The organism is Achromobacter pestifer, from assembly GCF_902859625.1.
Lineage (GTDB): Bacteria > Pseudomonadota > Gammaproteobacteria > Burkholderiales > Burkholderiaceae_B > Achromobacter > Achromobacter pestifer.
Map to the genome: position 1 here is coordinate 206,433 of NZ_CADIJX010000006.1, position 17,658 is coordinate 224,090.

General features: G+C 61.9%; 22 protein-coding genes and 1 tRNA gene. 18 read left to right on the forward strand and 5 right to left on the reverse strand.

Going from position 1 to position 17,658, the window contains the following annotated elements; translation table 11 throughout:
* Positions 1-15: 15 nt before the first annotated feature.
* The 3 genes from HV753_RS22745 to ptsP all read left to right on the forward strand — a co-directional run bounded on the left by HV753_RS22745 (position 16) and on the right by ptsP (position 2,616).
* Positions 16-417: a PTS sugar transporter subunit IIA gene (locus HV753_RS22745; protein ID WP_175176847.1), complete on the forward strand. Its 402-nt coding sequence runs from the start codon at positions 16-18 to the stop codon at positions 415-417.
* A gap of 116 nt (positions 418-533) precedes the next feature.
* Positions 534-803: an HPr family phosphocarrier protein gene (locus HV753_RS22750; protein ID WP_006226962.1), complete on the forward strand. Its 270-nt coding sequence runs from the start codon at positions 534-536 to the stop codon at positions 801-803.
* A 55-nt stretch (positions 804-858) separates the two neighbouring features.
* Complete coding sequence (ptsP, locus tag HV753_RS22755) at positions 859-2,616, forward strand: phosphoenolpyruvate--protein phosphotransferase (protein ID WP_175176976.1); 1,758 nt, start codon at positions 859-861, stop codon at positions 2,614-2,616.
* Positions 2,617-2,794: 178 nt separating this feature from the next.
* On the opposite strand, the gene amt is transcribed toward ptsP, so the two are convergent.
* Complete coding sequence (gene amt / locus HV753_RS22760; RefSeq protein ID WP_175176848.1) at positions 2,795-4,033, reverse strand: ammonium transporter; 1,239 nt, start codon at positions 4,031-4,033, stop codon at positions 2,795-2,797.
* A 32-nt stretch (positions 4,034-4,065) separates the two neighbouring features.
* Positions 4,066-4,404: a P-II family nitrogen regulator gene (locus HV753_RS22765; protein ID WP_006218735.1), complete on the reverse strand. Its 339-nt coding sequence runs from the start codon at positions 4,402-4,404 to the stop codon at positions 4,066-4,068.
* Between the two features lie 221 nt (positions 4,405-4,625).
* Between HV753_RS22765 and HV753_RS22770 the strand changes: the two genes are divergently transcribed.
* The 12 genes from HV753_RS22770 (at position 4,626) to HV753_RS22825 (ending at position 13,705) form a co-directional block, all read left to right on the forward strand.
* Positions 4,626-4,913, forward strand: a complete 288-nt coding sequence (locus tag HV753_RS22770; protein WP_175176849.1) for a hypothetical protein — start codon at positions 4,626-4,628, stop codon at positions 4,911-4,913.
* A 41-nt stretch (positions 4,914-4,954) separates the two neighbouring features.
* Positions 4,955-5,368, forward strand: coding sequence for a DUF5339 family protein (locus HV753_RS22775; protein ID WP_175176850.1), 414 nt, complete (start codon positions 4,955-4,957; stop codon positions 5,366-5,368).
* 157 nt (positions 5,369-5,525) lie between these two features.
* Positions 5,526-5,777, forward strand: a complete 252-nt coding sequence (locus HV753_RS22780) for an accessory factor UbiK family protein (RefSeq protein WP_175176851.1) — start codon at positions 5,526-5,528, stop codon at positions 5,775-5,777.
* Positions 5,778-5,859: 82 nt separating this feature from the next.
* A complete protein-coding gene (locus HV753_RS22785; protein WP_175176852.1) occupies positions 5,860-6,468 on the forward strand; it encodes a hypothetical protein in 609 nt (202 codons plus the stop codon).
* A gap of 86 nt (positions 6,469-6,554) precedes the next feature.
* Entirely contained in the window at positions 6,555-8,087 is a 1,533-nt protein-coding gene (locus HV753_RS22790; RefSeq protein WP_175176853.1) for a YifB family Mg chelatase-like AAA ATPase, read from the forward strand.
* 368 nt (positions 8,088-8,455) lie between these two features.
* Positions 8,456-8,653, forward strand: a complete 198-nt coding sequence (gene rpmI, locus HV753_RS22795; protein ID WP_006218740.1) for a 50S ribosomal protein L35 — start codon at positions 8,456-8,458, stop codon at positions 8,651-8,653.
* A gap of 15 nt (positions 8,654-8,668) precedes the next feature.
* On the forward strand, positions 8,669-9,028 hold the full coding sequence (rplT, locus tag HV753_RS22800; protein WP_006218741.1) for a 50S ribosomal protein L20: 360 nt from the start codon (positions 8,669-8,671) through the stop codon (positions 9,026-9,028).
* A gap of 76 nt (positions 9,029-9,104) precedes the next feature.
* Entirely contained in the window at positions 9,105-10,127 is a 1,023-nt protein-coding gene (pheS, locus tag HV753_RS22805) for a phenylalanine--tRNA ligase subunit alpha (RefSeq protein ID WP_175176854.1), read from the forward strand.
* Positions 10,128-10,140: 13 nt separating this feature from the next.
* Positions 10,141-12,558 carry a phenylalanine--tRNA ligase subunit beta gene (pheT, locus tag HV753_RS22810; RefSeq protein ID WP_175176855.1) on the forward strand — a complete coding sequence of 806 codons (2,418 nt, stop codon included), beginning with the start codon at positions 10,141-10,143 and terminating at the stop codon, positions 12,556-12,558.
* Between the two features lie 3 nt (positions 12,559-12,561).
* Positions 12,562-12,903, forward strand: a complete 342-nt coding sequence (locus HV753_RS22815; RefSeq protein WP_175176856.1) for an integration host factor subunit alpha — start codon at positions 12,562-12,564, stop codon at positions 12,901-12,903.
* Positions 12,904-12,961: 58 nt separating this feature from the next.
* Positions 12,962-13,396, forward strand: coding sequence for a MerR family transcriptional regulator (locus HV753_RS22820; RefSeq protein ID WP_175176857.1), 435 nt, complete (start codon positions 12,962-12,964; stop codon positions 13,394-13,396).
* A gap of 232 nt (positions 13,397-13,628) precedes the next feature.
* Positions 13,629-13,705: transfer RNA gene (locus HV753_RS22825), tRNA-Pro, on the forward strand.
* Positions 13,706-13,841: 136 nt separating this feature from the next.
* Here the strand turns inward: HV753_RS22825 and HV753_RS22830 are convergent.
* Positions 13,842-14,204 carry a hypothetical protein gene (locus tag HV753_RS22830; protein WP_175176858.1) on the reverse strand — a complete coding sequence of 121 codons (363 nt, stop codon included), beginning with the start codon at positions 14,202-14,204 and terminating at the stop codon, positions 13,842-13,844.
* Between the two features lie 219 nt (positions 14,205-14,423).
* Here HV753_RS22830 and HV753_RS22835 point away from each other — a divergent pair, with 219 nt between their 5' ends.
* Both HV753_RS22835 and HV753_RS22840 read left to right on the forward strand, forming a co-directional pair.
* On the forward strand, positions 14,424-15,116 hold the full coding sequence (locus HV753_RS22835; protein WP_175176859.1) for a hypothetical protein: 693 nt from the start codon (positions 14,424-14,426) through the stop codon (positions 15,114-15,116).
* 41 nt (positions 15,117-15,157) lie between these two features.
* Positions 15,158-15,919, forward strand: coding sequence for a hypothetical protein (locus tag HV753_RS22840; RefSeq protein ID WP_175176860.1), 762 nt, complete (start codon positions 15,158-15,160; stop codon positions 15,917-15,919).
* On the opposite strand, the gene HV753_RS22845 is transcribed toward HV753_RS22840, so the two are convergent.
* Positions 15,916-16,305: a lysozyme inhibitor LprI family protein gene (locus HV753_RS22845; protein ID WP_175176861.1), complete on the reverse strand. Its 390-nt coding sequence runs from the start codon at positions 16,303-16,305 to the stop codon at positions 15,916-15,918. The genes HV753_RS22840 and HV753_RS22845 overlap by 4 nt on opposite strands.
* Before the next feature lie 114 nt (positions 16,306-16,419).
* Here HV753_RS22845 and HV753_RS22850 point away from each other — a divergent pair, with 114 nt between their 5' ends.
* Positions 16,420-17,220: an alpha/beta fold hydrolase gene (locus tag HV753_RS22850; RefSeq protein WP_175176862.1), complete on the forward strand. Its 801-nt coding sequence runs from the start codon at positions 16,420-16,422 to the stop codon at positions 17,218-17,220.
* Here the strand turns inward: HV753_RS22850 and HV753_RS22855 are convergent.
* Complete coding sequence (locus HV753_RS22855; RefSeq protein ID WP_175176863.1) at positions 17,217-17,606, reverse strand: hypothetical protein; 390 nt, start codon at positions 17,604-17,606, stop codon at positions 17,217-17,219. The two genes, HV753_RS22850 and HV753_RS22855, sit on opposite strands and share 4 nt — an antisense overlap.
* Between the last annotated feature and the right edge of the window lie 52 nt (positions 17,607-17,658).

Sequence of the window (17,658 nt, forward strand, 5' to 3'; positions counted from 1 at the left end):
ACCAGGATTCCTGTCATGACCACGGGTATTGTCATCGTCGTGCACGCGCCTTTGGGCGCGGCGATGCGGGAGTGCGCCAGCCACGTCATGGGCAACCTTGACGGCATGCTGACCATTCACGATATCCAGCCCGAAGACCTGCCGGATGATCTGGCGCCGGATGTCTTGAAGGACATCCTTGAGCAGGATCACGGCGCGGGGGTGTTGGTGCTGACGGACCTGATCGGCGCCACGCCCGCCAATATCTCCAAGCGGGCCGTGGCCGATGCCCAGGCGCAGGGCATTCAGTGCTGCGTGCTGGCGGGCTTGAACACCCCGATGCTGCTGCGGGCACTGACTTATCGCAACTTGCCCTTGGCCGAAACCCGCGAGAAGGCCTTGGCCGGCGGGGTGCAGGGCGTGTTGCGTGTAGACTGACGGGCAGGAATTTGTCCTATTATGTCGGCTGATAATTCAAGCCGAAGAGCAGTTGGCGGTTTGGCGTTTTGCTGTGATCAACACTGCGGCGTTAATCCGCGGTCATAATATTTCCTATGCCTACTACAGACATCGTCATCAGCAATAAACTGGGTTTGCATGCGCGGGCAGCCGCCAAGCTGACACAACTTGCCAGCAAGTTCTCAAGCGAGATCTTCATCTCGCGTGGCGCGCAGCGCGTGAATGCCAAGAGCATCATGGGTGTCATGATGCTGGCGGCGGGGCTGGGCGTGACGGTCAAGCTGGAGGCTTCTGGCGGCGACGCCGAGCAAGCCCTTTCCGAAATCGAAACTCTGTTCGACAGCAAATTCGGTGAGCAGGAATAGAACCACCTCAGAATCAGCCGGCCTGAGCGCTGCCCGGGCCGGCTCGTCCACGACCCTGAATCACGCTCACGACGGAGCTGGCGCTGCCAGCCCCGTCGTTTGCCTTTACGGCAAGGGCGTTGCCAAGGGATATGCCATTGGCCGAGCGGTCGTCATGGGCGCCGCCGCGCTGGAAGTCGCGCATTACCGGATATCGCCGGAAGACATCCCCGCGGAAAGCACCCGTCTGACCGACGCCCTGGCGTCGGCGCAGTACGAGCTTCGGCAACTGGCGGACACCTTGCCAGCCGATGCGCCGCGCGAGCTTGGCGCCATGCTCAATGTGCACAGCCTGCTGTTGGGCGACCCGTTGCTGGCGGAGCAGACGCTCGCGTTGATCGCTGAACGCCACTACAACGCCGAATGGGCGTTGACGACGCAAGGCCAGATCCTGGGTCAGCAGTTCGACGCCATGGAGGACGAATACCTGCGCGAACGCGGTGCGGACGTCCGTCAGGTCATCGAGCGCGTGCTGCATGTGCTGGCAGGCACATCAGCCATCCTGCCGGATATGTCTCACATGGGCGGGGATGATGCGCTGGTGGTGGTGGCGCATGACATCTCGCCAGCGGACATGCTGCGCTTGCGCGGTGGGCGCTTTGCCGCCTTCGTGACCGATCTGGGCGGCCCGACCTCTCACACGGCCATCGTGGCTCGCAGCATGGGCGTGCCTGCCGTGGTTGCCATGGGCAACGTGCGCGAGCTGGTCCGTGACGGCGACATGCTGATCATCGATGGCGCGGCCGGCGCCGTGGTGGTCAACCCGTCCGACCGCATCCTTCAGGAATATCGTCGACGCCAGGCCGCCTATGCGGACGAACGCGCCGAACTGGGGCTGTTGCGCGACGAGCCCTCGGTGACGCTGGACGGCATCGATATCGTCCTGCACGCGAACATCGAATTACCCGAAGAGGCCGCCCTGGCGCTGGCCTCCGGCGCGGACGGCATTGGCCTGTTCCGCAGCGAATTCCTGTTCATGGGCCGTCCCGACCTGCCCGGCGAAGAAGAGCAATACGAAGCCTATTCCTCGGTCGTGAAAGTCATGGCTGGCCGGCCTGTCACCATCCGCACGCTGGATATCGGTTCGGACAAGACACTGGACGGCGAGGCTACCGTGGCCACCAACCCCGCGTTGGGGCAACGTGCGATCCGCTACTGCCTGGCGCGTCCCGAAATGTTCGCGACGCAGTTGCGGGCCATTCTGCGGGCCTCGGCCCACGGGCCGGTGCGCCTGCTGATTCCCATGATCGCCCACATGCATGAAGTGGTGGCGACCAAGGCGGCCATCGAGTCGGCTCGTCGCGAGCTGGATGCGCGCGGGCAGGCGTATGCACCGCAAATGGAAGTGGGCGCCATGGTGGAAGTGCCCGCCATCGCGATCGCGATCGAGCCCTTCGTCCAGGCACTGGATTTCCTGTCCATCGGTACCAACGACCTGATCCAATACACCCTGGCGATCGATCGCGGCGACCACGATGTGGCGACGCTCTACGACCCCTTGCATCCCGCCGTGCTGCGCCTGGTGGCCAACACCATCAACGCCGGCGAACGGGCAGGCAAGCCGGTTGCCGTCTGCGGTGAAATGGCGGGCGATTCACGCATGACCCGGCTGCTGCTGGGCCTGGGCCTGACCGAATTTTCCATGCACCCTCAGCAGTTGCTGGATGTGAAGCGGGAAGTACGCCGGGCGCATTCCAATGCGTTGCGAATCAAGGTGGCCACCGCGCTGAACCGCGCATTGCCCGTCGACCTGGACGCACTGGACCCGGCTTGATCCGGCCTTTTCTGGCATCGAGATCCGGCCAGGCCGCATGAAAAACGCCCCTGTCGGGGCGTTTTTTTTAAAGACGCAAATAGCCCGCGGCACAATGGAAAACGGCGCCAGGATGAGACTCCTGGCGCCGTTTTCGTTCCTGCCCGTTGCGTTGATGCATTGGGCAGGGAACCCGCTTTTAGCTGTGATAAGCCGATTCGCCGTGGCTCGTGACGTCCAGGCCTTCGCGCTCCTGGTCTTCCGGCACACGCATGCCGCACAGGGCATTGGCGATCTTGTAGGCAATCCACGCCACCACGCCGGACCAGACGATGGTCAGCAGCACGCCTTCCAGCTGGACCCACAATTGGTGGGCGATCATGCCAGGTTCAGCCAAGCCGGGACCACCCAGGATTTGTGCGTTGAAGACACCGGTCAGCAGGGCGCCGACGATGCCGCCCACGCCGTGCACGCCGAATACATCCAACGCATCATCGGCACGCAGCAGGCGCTTCAGGCCATTCACACCCCAGACGCAGACGATACCGGCGATCACGCCGATGACCAATGCGCCCACCGGGCCAACCAGTCCGGCGGCGGGGGTGATGCCCACCAGGCCGGCGATCGCACCCGACGCAGCGCCCAACATCGAGGGCTTGCCCTTGACGGCCCATTCCGTGAACAACCAGGCCAGAACGGCGCCCGCGGTGGCGATCATCGTGTTGAAGAAGGCCAGGGTGGCGTTCTCGTTGGCGGCCAGAGCCGAACCGGCGTTGAAACCGAACCAGCCCACCCACAGCAGGGCGGCGCCCACGAAGGTCATCGGCAGGTTATGCGGTTGCATCGCTTCGCGGCCGTAGCCCACGCGCTTGCCGACCACATAGGCGCCCACCAGGCCGGCCACGCCGGCGTTGATGTGCACGACGGTGCCGCCAGCAAAGTCCAGCGCGCCCTTGGCGTTCAGCAGGCCCGGCGCCGTTTCGGACGCGAACCACACCATGTGGGCAATCGGCACATAGGCGAACGTGAACCAGATCACCGTGAACACCAGCACTGCCGAGAAGCGGGCGCGTTCGGCGAAGCTGCCAACGATCAGCGCGCAGGTGATGCCGGCAAACGTGGCTTGGAACGACGCGAACAGCAGCTCGGTCAGCGTGTTCGACATGGCGAACTTGCCGTCAGCCGGTGTGAACATGCCGGAGAAGAAGGCGCGCGACAGGCCGCCGAAGAAGGCATTGCCCTCAGTGAAGGCAAGGGAGTAGCCGTAGATGAACCAGAGAACCAGGCCCAGCACGAACGTGCACAGTACTTGCAGCAACACAGAGAGCACGTTCTTGCTGCGTACCAGGCCGCCATAGAACATCGCCAGACCGGGTACGGCCATCATCAATACAAGCAGGGTAGAGACGAGCAACCAGGAGATATCTGCTTTATCCATTTTTAGGCTCCAATGAGTCTTTCTTTATTTATTTACAGCGCAGCTTCGCCAGCTTCACCCGTGCGGATACGGATCACCTGTTCCAGGGGGGCGGCGAAGATCTTGCCGTCGCCGATCTTTCCGGTGCGGGCGGCTTGTTCGATCGCTTCAATGACCTGATCGACAAGGTGGTCAGGCACCGCGGCTTCAACCCGCAGCTTGGGCAAAAAGTCGACGGCGTATTCGGCACCGCGATACAGCTCGGTGTGACCCTTCTGGCGTCCAAATCCCTTGACTTCGGTAACAGTCAGACCTTGGACGCCGATCCCGGATAGAGCCACCCGCACTTCGTCGAGCTTGAAGGGCTTGATGATGGCGATGATGAGTTTCATGGCATTTCCTCTCATGGTTGCACGTTGGCCTCGTCTATCAAGCAAGTTCCATGCCATGTCGGTTGAACCCGGGGGTGCGGGAGTGCAGGCGCACGAGTTGTGCCTGTTTGCACCAATGTAGTGCGATATGCACTGCATGCCGGCCTCAACTTGGTGCGTAATGTGGGGAATGTGCCGCTTGAAACGAAATATGTTTCAGCGCCGCCATTTGTAGCGAGTTGATGCTGTCGCTGTTGCGGTTTGTATTCAGATTTGGAGCCGGCCACGGCATGGACGTTCGCACCGTGTCGGCCCGCACAGCGTTACAGGCCGTGGTTGTAAGCCGAATCGAGGGGCAGTTCAGCCGCCCGCAAGTTGCCTGGCAGGCCTCTGAAAATGGGCGAGTGATTGATACGGGGGTTTACACGCATAAGCTTGTTGCCAGCGGTGCACTGAAGAAGAATCAGCATCAGCTCATGGCTTATTCAAATGCCAGGGCAAATCGGGCTGCTGGAGGGGTTCCGGTGTAGCGGTCCATCCAAATAATAAGCAAGAACGGAAAGAGGAAGACATGAAGATTCAACACAAGATAATCGGCATCCTGGCGCTGGCTGCGTCGGTGGGTGTGCTGGCTGGCTGCAACAAGAGCGATGAAAAGCCGGTGCCGCCGGCCGCTTCCACGGCGCCTGCGACACCGCCCGCCACGACACCCGCTCCCACGACGCCCGCACCCTCGGCGACCACGCCGCCGGCCACGGGTTCGACCGCATCCGTTCCGGCGGAATGCGAGGCGTATCTGGCCAAGGTCAGCGCTTGCATGGATAAATTGGGCAGCAGCAATCCGGCGGCGGCCAGCATCAAGCAACAGCTTGATTCGGCCAAGTCGCAGTGGGCGGCCATTCCGGATAAGACGCAATTGGCTGCGCAGTGCAAGCAGTCGTCGGACCTGTTCGCGCAATCCGCAACCCAAATGGGCTGCCCGTAACGATGTTGGTAGGGGGCTGCCGCCATGGCAGCCCGGTTTTCTCCTGTGCTTTGATGGGCGGTCACCGCATGCGGCCCGCCCTTTTTTTGCCTGTTCGTCCTGCATCGCAGGGGCCGAAGCACTACACTTGAGGCATCAAGAACACCGAGAGGCCGCTATGAACAATCGCACCCAGTGGATGGAAGACATCCAGAAGAATATTTCCGACCTGATCGCCCGCAGCCCGGCCGCGGACGTTGAAAAGAACGTGCGCGCGATGATGGCTCAGGCCTTCACCAAGATGGATCTGGTCACCCGCGAAGAATTCGACGTGCAGACGGACTTGCTGGCGCGTACCCGCGCCCGCGTGGATCAATTGGCGGCCCAGGTGCAGCAGCTGGAAGAGCGGTTGTCTGCCCTGGACAAGTAGGAGCGCGCAGCACGGCGCTGACATCACAACGACCGCCTGGAGCGGTCGTTTTCCATTGGGTGCTGCCTTCTGGGGGTATCGCATGCAGCGGGTGTTGTGGACGGGGGCGTGCTTGCTGGCCGGATTTCTGGCGTGGTTTGCGATCGTGGCTGGCAGCCGTATCGGCCATTACGCGGATGGCGATGAGACCGTCCGGGTCACGATTGATCATCCGGGCGGTGGCAGCACAACGTTTGCCGTGCCACCGGAGATGCGCAAGTGGTCGGGCACACAGGCGTTCGTGTTGGATATACCGCTTGATGGGCCGGGTACCCGAGCATCGGCGCGGCACAGCGCTTATGCGGTTGTCCGATCACTACCCGTAAACGGGCATTCCTATGCAGCCCAGCTTCTTGCGGGAAAATTGAGCAACACCACCGAGGTCGGTCAGGTGAACGGGGTTCGGTTTTTTGAGCGCAACGTGGCGGGAATGGGGGAGACATTCTTGTTGTACGTGTTTGCAGATCGGGGCGGCAATCCGGTCTTGGTCGAGAATTGGGGCAACATCAGTTACGCCTACAGCATCTATCACGACGTGCCAGGCCGATTCATCGTGAAGGTGGGTTATCCCAAGGCGCTGGGAGACGATTTCGCTGCGATGGATGAAAAGGTGATGCGCATCATCGAGGCAATGATCGTCAGCACACCTTGAGCGCGAGCTGTTTTTGTCACGGCTGCGTGTTTGGGGCAGGCTGCAATTGCCGATACTGACGGCCTTGTTCCCTTCGGGAGAGCGTCGTGACGCTTGCCGTTCTAGCCAGCCGGGCACTCAGTGGGTTGCATGCGCACGCCGTCCGGGTTGAAACGCATCTGGGGCCGGGGTTGCCCAGCTTCAATGTCGTCGGATTGGTCGACACCGAGGTGCGCGAAAGTCGTGAGCGCGTGCGCGCCGCCATTCTCAATAGCGGCTTCGAGTTTCCGCCGGGCCGCATCACGGTGAATCTGTCGCCCGCTGACATTCCCAAGGAATCGGGCAGGTTCGATCTGCCCATCGCGCTGGGGTTGCTGCTGGCCTCGGGCCAGTTGGCCGCGCCCACCGACGGCGGCGATCCGGATCTGCCTGCACCTGACCCTTCCTTGGCTGGCCTGGTGCTGGCGGGTGAGTTGTCCTTGACCGGCGCGCTGGTGCCCGTGGCGGCCCCCTTGGTGATTGCGCTGAGTGTGGCGCGCGAGGCGCCGGACGCCACCCTGATCCTGCCGGCGGGCAGCGCGGAGCAGGCCGCTTGGGTGCCGGGGCTTAGCGTGCTGTCGGCTCGAAGCCTGGCGGACGTGGCGGCACACGTCACGGGTGCCAGCCGGTTGCCGGATGCGGTGCCCAAGGCGTGGCCGGTGCCACCGCCAGCACCATGCCTGTCGGACGTTCGGGGTCAGCCCGGCGCGCGGCGAGCGCTGGAGGTGGCGGCGGCCGGCGGCCATAGCCTGCTGATGATCGGGCCGCCCGGGGCGGGCAAGAGCATGCTGGCGTCCCGCCTGCCGGGGCTGTTGCCGCCCTTGGAACGTAGCCAGGCGCTGGAGGTCGCCGCCGTGGCCGCGCTGGCGGGGTTGCCCGAGGCGCTGATGGGCCATCCCCCGTTCCGGTCGCCGCACCATTCGGCGACGGTCGCGGCGTTGGTCGGCGGCGGCAGCCGTCCGCGTCCGGGCGAGATCAGTCTGGCCCACCACGGGGTCCTTTTTCTGGATGAGCTCCCGGAATTCAGCCGGCGCACCTTGGAAGCGCTGCGCGAACCGCTTGAGTCGGGCAGGGTGGTGATTGCCCGGGCGCTGCACGCGGCGCAATTTCCTGCCCGCTTTCAGCTGATTGCCGCCATGAATCCTTGCCCTTGCGGCTGGCGCGGCCATCCGGCGCGTGCTTGTGCATGCACGTCGGATCAGGTTGCGCGCTATGTGGGCAAGGTGTCTGGCCCCTTGCTGGATCGCATTGATCTGCATGTTGCGCTGCCGCCATCCGACCCCGAATCCATGAGAGGACCGCCCGGCGAGGCATCTGGCCCCGTTCAGGACCGCGTGATGCGTTGCCGCAGCCGCCAGCAAGACAGGCAGGGCAAGCCCAACGCCGATTTGGCAGGGGCGGAACTGGAGCGGTTTTGCGTGATGGACAGCGAAGCGCAGGCCTTGCTGTTACAGGCTATGCGCCGTTTGGCGGGGTCGGGGCGGGCGCTGCACCGGGCGTTGCGGGTGGCGCGCACCATCGCCGACCTGGACGGTGAGGACGTGCTGGGCGCAAGGCATGTTGCGCAGGCGGTACAGTACCGGCGTCCGGGCGTATCATGAGCGCCTGAATCCCCTGGCTTGGGGCCTGGTTCGATCTGCTTCGCTTTTTGCGCTGGCCGACTCGACAAAGACCAGGAAATCACCATATAATCAAAGGCTTTCCCGGATCTCGGCCACTTTTTTGCCAAGAACCAGGAGAGGCCCGTGTCTGGCAGCAATGTCTTTCGTCGGGAGAGGTGCTGGAAAGTAGTGTCCCAGTAGTACCGCCAGCGATGCCTCAGCAATACCCCAGCAATACCCCAAGAAGTGGCAACAGGTTTACAAGTTTTGCCGTTGTTCGGTGCTAGCCCTCGGGCTTTTTGCCAGCAACGCCCAAGCACCTCGCGTCATGTCAAATCAACTACGAGTTTTTAGTTTAGGGAATCATCATGCCCAAGATGAAAACCAAGAAAAGCGCCTCCAAGCGCTTTAAGGTTCGCGGCAGCGGCTCCATCAAGCGTGGTCAGGCGTTCAAGCGCCACATTCTGACCAAGAAGACCACCAAGGCCAAGCGTCAATTGCGCGGCTCGACGGCGGTTCATGAATCCAACGTGGCCTCCGTCAAGGCCATGATGCCTTTCGCTTGATAAGGGAGATCTAATATGCCTCGCGTCAAACGCGGCGTAACTGCCCGCGCACGTCACAAGAAAGTCATTGCCGCCGCCAAGGGTTACCGTGGCCGCCGCGGTAATGTGTTCCGTATTGCCAAGCAAGCAGTCATGCGCGCTGGCCAATACGCCTACCGCGACCGTCGTAACAAGAAGCGCACGTTCCGTGCTCTGTGGATCACGCGTATCAACGCAGCTGTCCGCGAACATGGCGTTAGCTACAGCGTGTTCATCGCTGGTCTGAAGAAGGCTTCGATCGAACTCGACCGTAAGGTCCTGGCCGATCTGGCCGTGCGCGACAAGGCCGGCTTTGCCGCCATCGTGCAGCAAGCCAAGGCTGCCTTGGCTGCCTGATCGCGCGCTTTAACTCACGCGCATCGCTGCAAACGGGGCTGTAATGGCCCCGTTTGCGTTTTGAAGGCTGGATTTCATGACTCTATTGGTTGACGACCTGGTCTCCCAGGCGCAAGAACGGTTCGCCGCGGCTACGGATGCCGCCGCGCTAGAGAACGCAAAGGCTCGATTCCTGGGGAAGGAAGGCGCACTGACCGTGCTGCTGAAAGGCCTGGGCAAACTCGATCCCGAGCAGAAGCGCGAGATGGGCGCCCGGATCAATCAGGCCAAGCAAAAAGTCGAAGAGCTCCTGAATTCGCGCCGCGCCGCATTGGTGCAGGCGGAACTGGATGCCCGACTGGCTTCTGAAACCATTGACGTCACCTTGCCGGGCCGCGGCCGCGTGCCGGGCGGCATCCATCCGGTGATCCGGACCTGGGAACGTGTGGAAGCCATCTTCCGTTCCATTGGCTTCGATGTGGCCGACGGCCCCGAAGTGGAAAATGACTGGACCAATTTCACCGCACTGAACAACCCGCTGGATCATCCGGCGCGTTCCATGCAGGACACGTTCTACGTCGATATGAACGACGCTGACGGCCTGCCGCTGCTGCTGCGCACGCACACCAGCCCCATGCAGGTGCGTTACGCCCGCATGCACAAGCCGCCCATCAAGGTCATCGCGCCGGGGCGCACCTATCGCGTCGACAGCGACGCCACGCACTCGCCCATGTTCCACCAGGTGGAAGGGCTGTGGATCGCCGAGGACATCTCGTTTGCCGATCTGAAGGGCGTGTACACCGATTTCCTGCGTTGCTTCTTTGAAAGCGACGATCTCGTCGTGCGCTTCCGTCCGTCGTTCTTCCCGTTCACGGAGCCGTCCGCCGAAATCGACATGATGTTCACCTCGGGTCCCAACCGTGGCCGCTGGCTGGAAATTTCCGGCTCGGGCCAGGTGCACCCTGAAGTGGTGCGGAATTTTGGTCTTGATCCCGAACGCTACATCGGCTTTGCCTTTGGTTCCGGACTGGAGCGCCTGACGATGTTGCGCTATGGCGTCAACGATCTGCGCCAGTTCTACGAAGGCGATTTGCGCTTCTTGCGCCAGTTCAACGAATAACAGACGGCTGATCATGCAATTTCCCGAATCCTGGCTGCGTACGCTGGTCAACCCTCCGATCGCAACCGATGAACTCGCGCACCGGCTCACGATGGCCGGCCTGGAAGTCGAAGACACCGCGCCCGCCGCACCCGCCTTCACCGGCGTGGTCGTGGGCCATATCGTCGATATCGCGCCGCACCCTGACGCGGACAAACTGCGTGTCTGCCAAGTGGACGACGGTTCCGGCGAGCGCCTGCAAATCGTGTGCGGTGCGCCCAATGCGGCCGCTGGCCTGAAAGTGCCGCTGGCCCGCGTGGGTGCGGAACTGCCCGGCGGCATGAAGATTGGCGTGGCCAAGATGCGCGGCGTGCAATCGTCGGGCATGTTGTGCTCGGCACGCGAACTCGGCCTGTCGCAAGATCACGCCGGCTTGCTGGAACTGCCCGCCGACATGGTTCCCGGTCAGTCCATCCGCGAAGCGCTGGATCTGGACGACACGCTCTTCACGCTCAAGCTCACGCCGAACCGCGCCGACTGCCTGTCGATCCTGGGCGTGGCGCGCGAAGTGGCTGCTCTGACGGGTGCGCCGCTGTCCGTGCCCACGGCCGTTGCCGTGCCCGTGACGCTGGACGAGCGCCTGCCCGTCAAGATTGAAGCCCCCGATCTTTGCGGCCGTTTCGGCGGCCGTGTGATTCGTGGCGTGAACGCCCGTGCGGCAACGCCGGACTGGATGAAGAGCCGTCTTGAGCGCGCCGGGCAGCGTTCGCTGTCGGCGCTGGTGGACATCTCCAACTACGTCATGCTGGAGCTGGGCCGTCCGTCGCACGTGTTCGACCTGGACAAGATTGGCGGCGATGTCAGCGTGCGTTGGGCGCATGAAGGCGAAACGCTTGAACTGTTGAACGGCCAGACCATCACGCTGGACCCGAAGGTCGGCGTGGTGGTGGCAGGCGATCAGGTGGAAAGCCTGGCCGGCATCATGGGTGGCGAAGCCACCTCGGTCACGCTGGATACGCAGAACATCTACCTGGAAGCCGCGTTCTGGTGGCCGCAAGCCATCGCTGGCCGCGCGCGCCGGTACAAGTTCAGTTCGGAAGCCAGCCACCGCTTTGAACGCGGCGTTGACTACGCCAGCATCCCTGAGCATCTTGAATTCATCACGCGCCTGATCATCGACATCTGCGGTGGCCAGGCGGGTCCGATCGACGACCAGATCGTCAACCTGCCGGCTCGTCCGCCCGTGCGCATGCGCCTGGCTCGTTGCCATCGCGTGCTGGGCGTGCCCGTCACGCAGGAACAGGTTGCCAAGATCTTCGGCAGCCTGGGTCTGGAATTCACGGTTGAAGGCGATGACTTCATCGTCAGCCCGCCTTCGTATCGCTTCGATCTTGAGATTGAAGAAGACCTGATCGAGGAAGTGGCCCGCATCTACGGTTTCGAGAGCATTCCCGACGTGCCGCCGATGGCGCGCGCCAAGATGTTCTCGCAGCCCGAAGTGCATCGCGGCGCACATGCGCTGCGTCGCCTGATCGCTGCGCAGGACTATCAGGAAGTGGTGAATTACAGCTTCGTTGAAGCGGATTGGGAGCGCGACTACGCTGGCAACGATACGCCGGTGCGCCTGGTGAACCCGATTGCAAGCCATCTGTCGGTCATGCGTTCCAGCTTGATTGGCAGCTTGGTGGCCAACATCCGCCACAACGCCAACCGCAAGCAATCGCGGGTGCGCCTGTTTGAGTTGGGCCGCGTGTTCTTGCGCGATGCCTCCGCTCAGGACGGCCCGCTGGAAGTCGCTGGCGTTCGTCAGCCGATGCGCTTGTCGGGCGCGGCCTGGGGGCCGGCAGTGGAAGAGCAGTGGGGCGCCGCAACGCGCCAAGTGGATTTCTACGACGTGAAGATGGATGTCGAGGCGCTGTTCGGCGCACGCGGCCGCCGTCTGCGTTTTGATGCCGCGGCCCATCCCGCGCTGCATCCGGGCCGCAGCGCCCGTATCGAACTGGACGGCAAGCAAGTCGGTTGGATCGGCGAACTGCACCCGCGTTGGGCGCAGCAAGCGGATCTGGCGCATGCGCCTGTCGTGTTTGAATTGGACGTGGACGCTTTGTCCGAAGGCGAATTGCCGCAGGTGCGAGAACTCTCGCGCCAGCCGGTGGTGGTGCGCGATCTGGCCTTGTGGGTGGATGCTCCCGTGTCCACGCAAGCGATGCTGGACACCGTGGCCGCTGCCGTCAAGGCGGATGCGCAACTGGCCGTGGTGCAGGACGTGCGCGTGTTCGACGTGTGGCGCGAGAAGGCCCACGGTAGCGAGCCCGTCTCCGAGAAAAGCCTTGCTTTCCGTTTCTGGCTACAGGACACTGAGGTCACTCTGGACGAAGCCCGTGTGGCGGATTGCCTGTCCCGCATCAAGGATGCATTGGTCAGTGCTCACGGCGCGCGCCAGCGTGCTTGAACCATGGGGAACAGTATGCTTGCTGCCGAGCCGCGCACGTTGACCAAGGCTGAGCTGGCCGAGCTGCTCTTCGAGCGGGTCGGCCTGAACAAGCGCGAAGCCAAGGACATCGTCGACACGTTCTTCGAGGAAATCCGCGATGCCCTGGCTCGCGGAGACTCGGTCAAGCTTTCGGGCTTTGGCAATTTCCAGGTGCGCGACAAGCCACCCCGTCCGGGACGCAATCCCAAGACTGGCGAGACCATTCCCATCGCCGCACGCCGCGTGGTTACGTTCCATGCGAGTCAAAAACTCAAGAGTGTGGTGGAGCAGGCGACGCCCACTGCACCCGACGCCGAGGAGTGATACGCTTTGTCGGTAATTGTTATCGGCATCCGGCACCCTCGCGGCATAAAATTCGCTTATGACACGTACTGAACCCACCGTTACCTTACCGCCCATTCCCGCCAAGCGTTACTTCACCATTGGTGAAGTCAGCGAGTTGTGTGGCGTCAAGCCCCACGTCTTGCGGTACTGGGAACAGGAATTCACGCAGCTCAAGCCGGTGAAGCGGCGCGGCAACCGCCGCTACTATCAGCATCACGAAGTGCTGCTGATTCGCCGCATCCGTTCCTTGCTGTACGAGCAAGGCTTCACGATCAGCGGCGCGCGCAATCGCCTTGGCGATGCACGCGATATGCCGCATGATCAAGACGCCGCCGTGCGCTTGTCGGGCGCCGAGATGCAAGCCTTGCGCAATGAGCTTGGCAACGTGTCGACGATGCTGGCCGACGCCTTGGGCCTACCGGCAAACGCAGGTACCAATGCAAGCGGCGCCAGCGTCGGCTCTACGGTCTAAGCGCTGAATTCATTGTTGTCCAAGATCATTTGATCGAATGTAGTACCCGCGACGCACGTTGCTCTTGAAGCGATAGGCGTTGCGGGCAAGCAGTACGTTGTGCCGGGTGCGCCGGTTTGCATGAGGTTGGTGCAAGCGACGAACATGGGGCGCAAATTATTTTGAGTATTCAGCACTTTTTTTGCACCAATGCGTGCAAACTAAAATTTGTTCTGCTATACTCTTTTTCTTTCGGGGCGTAGCGCAGCCTGGTAGCGCACTTGCATGGGGTGCAAGGGGTCGTGAGTTCGAATCCCACCGTCCCGACCAGAAGTTCCAAGGCCGTTAGTGAGAAATCACTAACGGCCTTTCTCATTGGTTTTTTGGTTTTTGCACGTTGCTGTGGGTCGTGTGGTGGTTGTCTGTGTTGTGGTCGGTCGAGGTCTAGCGTTACGCCGAAGGTTTTCTACGGCGCCGCGTTCCGGACCTTGCGCGCGAACACCACGCTTAGCGATTGATCCGCGGTTTGCTTGAACGTCACATCGGCGTTCGCACGGCCCAGCGAGGCCGCCGCCAGGCACAGTACCCACAAGCTGCCAAGCAGCGGGATTGCGGCAATCATCTGGCTTGGCACACTAGCAAACGGATTGGAAGGCGCATTCAAGTACCGATGCGTCAATCCTGCGTGCGCAAGCCAGGCATAGGCCATTTGCAAGGTGCCATTCATGTCGCTCACGTTCTCAAGGAAAAAGTCCTTGCGCGCGCTGAGCAGGGCGGCCAGATCCCCTTCATTCATCCGATTCAGAAAGTAGGTCCGCGAAAGCGTCATAGGAGCGTCCTTGAGATGCCGCGTCGTCGTAGTTCAGCGAGCCCTGGCTTGTCGTGCATTTTGTTGCCGTGTACTTTCTTGCCTTGAATGCGGCAAAGCCAGATGCTGGTATAACAGACCGCCCACATTTTCGAGCAAAGGTACGCTGTGTCCCGCACACTCACTGCAAGTCGTCTTATTGCGTTGACGGTACAGGCTATCAGGCGGCAGGGCGGCCAGATGTTGACGGCCGCGCCGTGCTCCCTGGCCGTGTTTGTCGTGACGTTGCCGGTCGCCTTGATTCTTACCCGGTATGCCGGGTCGTACTTGCCCCTGTTTCTGTTGCTGGCCGTGCTCAATATGGTGGCCCTGGCGCGCGTGACATTGGCTTGGTATCGAATGACGATCCTGGAAGGGGCGGTCTATGCCTGGACACCATGGGGAGGCCGTGCTCGGGCCAGATATCTGATCGTGCTGGTACTGCTTATCGCCGTGGCGGCCGCCTTGCTGCAAACGACAGGCGACATCCCATATATGGTTTATGTCGTGCTGAGCGAGAACAGCGAAGTCCTGTTTTACTGCGTGCTGTTCGTCGTGCTCGTGCTTGTGTGGACGCCTTTCATGTACTTGGGCTCGGTAGGTTTGCTGAGCTTGGCGCACATGGCGGTAACGGGCAAGCTTGAATACGCGAGCATGCGCCCGTCGATGCGATTCAAGCGTTGGCCGTTGATGGCGGCGTTATGCCTGCTGATGGCTTGCGCTGGCGTGACGCGCTCAATGCTGACCGATTACGGGAAGATCTGGTCCACCGATAATCTTGGCTATGGGGTGTTGGGCATGCTGCTTTGCATCATCCTGGCAGGCGTGGTGACCGTGATGAGTGCGGTCGCTTATCGCGAATCCAGGCGCGTGGCGGCGCTGGAATCGGTATGACCACGGCGGATGAGTCCGCATCTCTTGCGTAAAGGAATCTTGTGTCGACCAAACTTAAAGCAAGCCGTTATCTCGCCTTATCGGCAGCCACGCTCAAGCAACGGGCGGGCGACCTGTTCAGGGCCGCCCCGTGGGCGTTTGGCGTGTTTGTGCTGACGTTGCCGCTGACGCTGCTATTGCCGCATCTGAGCTTGGTCGCCACGGGGTTTTTGCTGGTAGGCGTCATCAACGTGCTGGCCTTGGCGCGCATATCGGTTGCGTGGCATCGGGATATCCTCTCGGACGGCCGGAGCGGCAGGGCGGGGTGGCGATTGGACCGGGCCGAGTGGAAGTATTTCGCGTTGCTGGCGCTGTTTATCGCGGTGGTGTTGGCCGTGGTGTATGCCACCAGCCGAGTGCCAATCCTCATTTACTTTTCATTGAACCGCGGTGGCGATACGGTGTTCTTTATCAGCCTGTTCCTGGCGCTCGCAGCGATTTGGGGGCCCGTGCTGTATCTGGCCGCGACCTTTGCGCAAAGCCTGCCCAGGGTTGCCGTATCGGGCACGTATGAATTCTTGCGGGTGCGCCGAGCCAGTCGCGTCAGCGCGTGGCCGCTGATGAGCATGCTGTTCCTGCTGGCGGTATTTCTGGCGTTCACGGGCGGCTACTTGTCCGTGGGCGTATCCAAGATGTCGGCGACTGCGATTGCGCTGGGCATATTGGGCATCTTGGTTTGCACCGCGCAGGTGATGATGACAACGGCGATGTGCGCTGTTGCCTATCGCGAATCGACCGTAAACGTCGCCAGCGCCGGAAGCTAGTCTCCCAGCAGCTCACGCAATTCGTCGGCTCTTTGAATATTGAGCAGCATGGGGCAATACCCGAACATCGGTGAGCCCACATACGACGTGGCCAGATCACACTGACCATTGCGGTAGACCAGCCAGGCCTTCTGGGTTTGTTCCAGCTTGTCGGCGTCTTCCTGCGATTGCTGCGCCAAGCGCGCGTGCAATTTGCCATACAGCGCGTTGATTTCCGACTTCACGGATGCCGACACCGAACTGGAGCAATCAAGCACCGAGGTGTTGTTGGTGGCGCCGGCGTCCGACAGGCATTGATCGTATTGGGCGCTGTAGTCTTTTGCGTTGGCGGCCGTGGCCGTGGCGGCCATCAGCATCAAGGAAAGGGCGGTTAGCGTGCGGATCATGGGCGTCTGTGGTGGGGGTTGTGCTGGATATCAGTTTCCCATGCGCGTGTCGTGTTGTGGGCGGCAAGGGTATATTGTTCGCATCGATATTTTCATGGCCAACTGCTGACCGTCATGGGTTCCTTACATCAGATCCAGTCTGGCCGGGCCGTGTTGGCCGCAGAGGTCATCGGTGCCGGCGACCCGGTCATCTTCCTGCATGCGAGCATTTGCGATCGCCGAATGTGGCGGGCGCAAATGAACGCGGTTGGCGCGACGCATCAGGCCATCGCCTACGATCGGCGAGGATTTGGCGATAGCCGCGCGGAAGCGGAAGACCACTCTGCGGTGGCCGACTTGCTGTCGGTGATGGATGGCTTGACGGACGGCAGGCCTGCGACGCTGGTTGCGTGCTCGCAGGGCGGGCGTATCGCGCTGGATGCGGCGTTAACGCATGCTGCCCGGATTCGTGGCCTGGTGCTGATAGCCCCGACCGTGCCCGGTGCGCCAGCGGCGGTTTATCCGCCTGCCGTGCAGGATCAGATGGCCGAGTTGACGCAGGCGGAGGCCAGTGGGGACTTGGATCGCGTCAATGCGATGAAGGCCCGGCTTTTCCTGGATGGCCCGTTGCAACCCGAAGGGCGGGTCGCGGGCGAGGCCAGGCAGTTGTTCCTACAGATGCATGACACCGCACTGCGTTCGGCGCCCGCGGGAACGAGCGTGGATGCCATTCATACGTATGCTCGATTGGGCGAGATCGCGGTTCCGACGCGGGTGATATGGGGCGATTTTGACTTTCCCCATATCCAGGAAAGGTCCCTGCGGGTGTCGACGCTGATCCGGCAGGGGGAGGGCCGGGCAGTGGCCGGCGGCGCCCACCTACCCAGCCTGGATCAGCCGGACGCGGTGTCGCGCCTGCTGCGAGACGTCATCTAGCGCCGCTTGTCGTTGCGGCGCGGCGCGGAGGGCAGCGGATTGCCGACGTGGCTGGCCAGCCAGTGTTCGATCTTGTCATCGCGGCGGGCGGCCCAGTCGCGGCCGAGCTCCAGGACCAGCATGTTGCGGGTATCGCCGTAGTCCTGTCCTGGTTCCTTCTGGAACATTTCGCGCCAGATGTCCGAGGCGACCAGATCTGTCGTCAGCAGGACGCCGATGCCCTTGGCATCGATCCATAACGGCGCGGCACGTTCATCGACGTGTTTCTTCAGGTTTTCAAGCAGCTTCTGGGCGAGCGAGGCGTTGTCTTTCGATGCCGAAATCAGGACCAGATATTGCCGGTGGTCGCTTGAAGGCTCGTCGGAGTCGCCAAAAGGGTTTTCCATGGTGCATTCCTTTCGGATAAACGTGCGTTGGGGCGCAAATGCGGCCTTGGAA

Bases quoted from the DNA above. Each gene is read 5' to 3' on its own strand.
- HV753_RS22745 (WP_175176847.1), top strand. From the start codon at position 16: ATGACCACGGGTATTGTCATCGTCGTGCACGCGCCTTTGGGCGCGGCG.
- HV753_RS22750 (WP_006226962.1), top strand. From the start codon at position 534: ATGCCTACTACAGACATCGTCATCAGCAATAAACTGGGTTTGCATGCG.
- amt (WP_175176848.1), bottom strand. From the start codon at position 4,033: ATGGATAAAGCAGATATCTCCTGGTTGCTCGTCTCTACCCTGCTTGTA.
- HV753_RS22765 (WP_006218735.1), bottom strand. From the start codon at position 4,404: ATGAAACTCATCATCGCCATCATCAAGCCCTTCAAGCTCGACGAAGTG.
- HV753_RS22770 (WP_175176849.1), top strand. From the start codon at position 4,626: ATGCTGTCGCTGTTGCGGTTTGTATTCAGATTTGGAGCCGGCCACGGC.
- HV753_RS22775 (WP_175176850.1), top strand. From the start codon at position 4,955: ATGAAGATTCAACACAAGATAATCGGCATCCTGGCGCTGGCTGCGTCG.
- HV753_RS22780 (WP_175176851.1), top strand. From the start codon at position 5,526: ATGAACAATCGCACCCAGTGGATGGAAGACATCCAGAAGAATATTTCC.
- HV753_RS22785 (WP_175176852.1), top strand. From the start codon at position 5,860: ATGCAGCGGGTGTTGTGGACGGGGGCGTGCTTGCTGGCCGGATTTCTG.
- rpmI (WP_006218740.1), top strand. From the start codon at position 8,456: ATGCCCAAGATGAAAACCAAGAAAAGCGCCTCCAAGCGCTTTAAGGTT.
- rplT (WP_006218741.1), top strand. From the start codon at position 8,669: ATGCCTCGCGTCAAACGCGGCGTAACTGCCCGCGCACGTCACAAGAAA.
- pheS (WP_175176854.1), top strand. From the start codon at position 9,105: ATGACTCTATTGGTTGACGACCTGGTCTCCCAGGCGCAAGAACGGTTC.
- pheT (WP_175176855.1), top strand. From the start codon at position 10,141: ATGCAATTTCCCGAATCCTGGCTGCGTACGCTGGTCAACCCTCCGATC.
- HV753_RS22815 (WP_175176856.1), top strand. From the start codon at position 12,562: ATGGGGAACAGTATGCTTGCTGCCGAGCCGCGCACGTTGACCAAGGCT.
- HV753_RS22820 (WP_175176857.1), top strand. From the start codon at position 12,962: ATGACACGTACTGAACCCACCGTTACCTTACCGCCCATTCCCGCCAAG.
- HV753_RS22830 (WP_175176858.1), bottom strand. From the start codon at position 14,204: ATGACGCTTTCGCGGACCTACTTTCTGAATCGGATGAATGAAGGGGAT.
- HV753_RS22835 (WP_175176859.1), top strand. From the start codon at position 14,424: ATGTTGACGGCCGCGCCGTGCTCCCTGGCCGTGTTTGTCGTGACGTTG.
- HV753_RS22845 (WP_175176861.1), bottom strand. From the start codon at position 16,305: ATGATCCGCACGCTAACCGCCCTTTCCTTGATGCTGATGGCCGCCACG.
- HV753_RS22850 (WP_175176862.1), top strand. From the start codon at position 16,420: ATGGGTTCCTTACATCAGATCCAGTCTGGCCGGGCCGTGTTGGCCGCA.
- HV753_RS22855 (WP_175176863.1), bottom strand. From the start codon at position 17,606: ATGGAAAACCCTTTTGGCGACTCCGACGAGCCTTCAAGCGACCACCGG.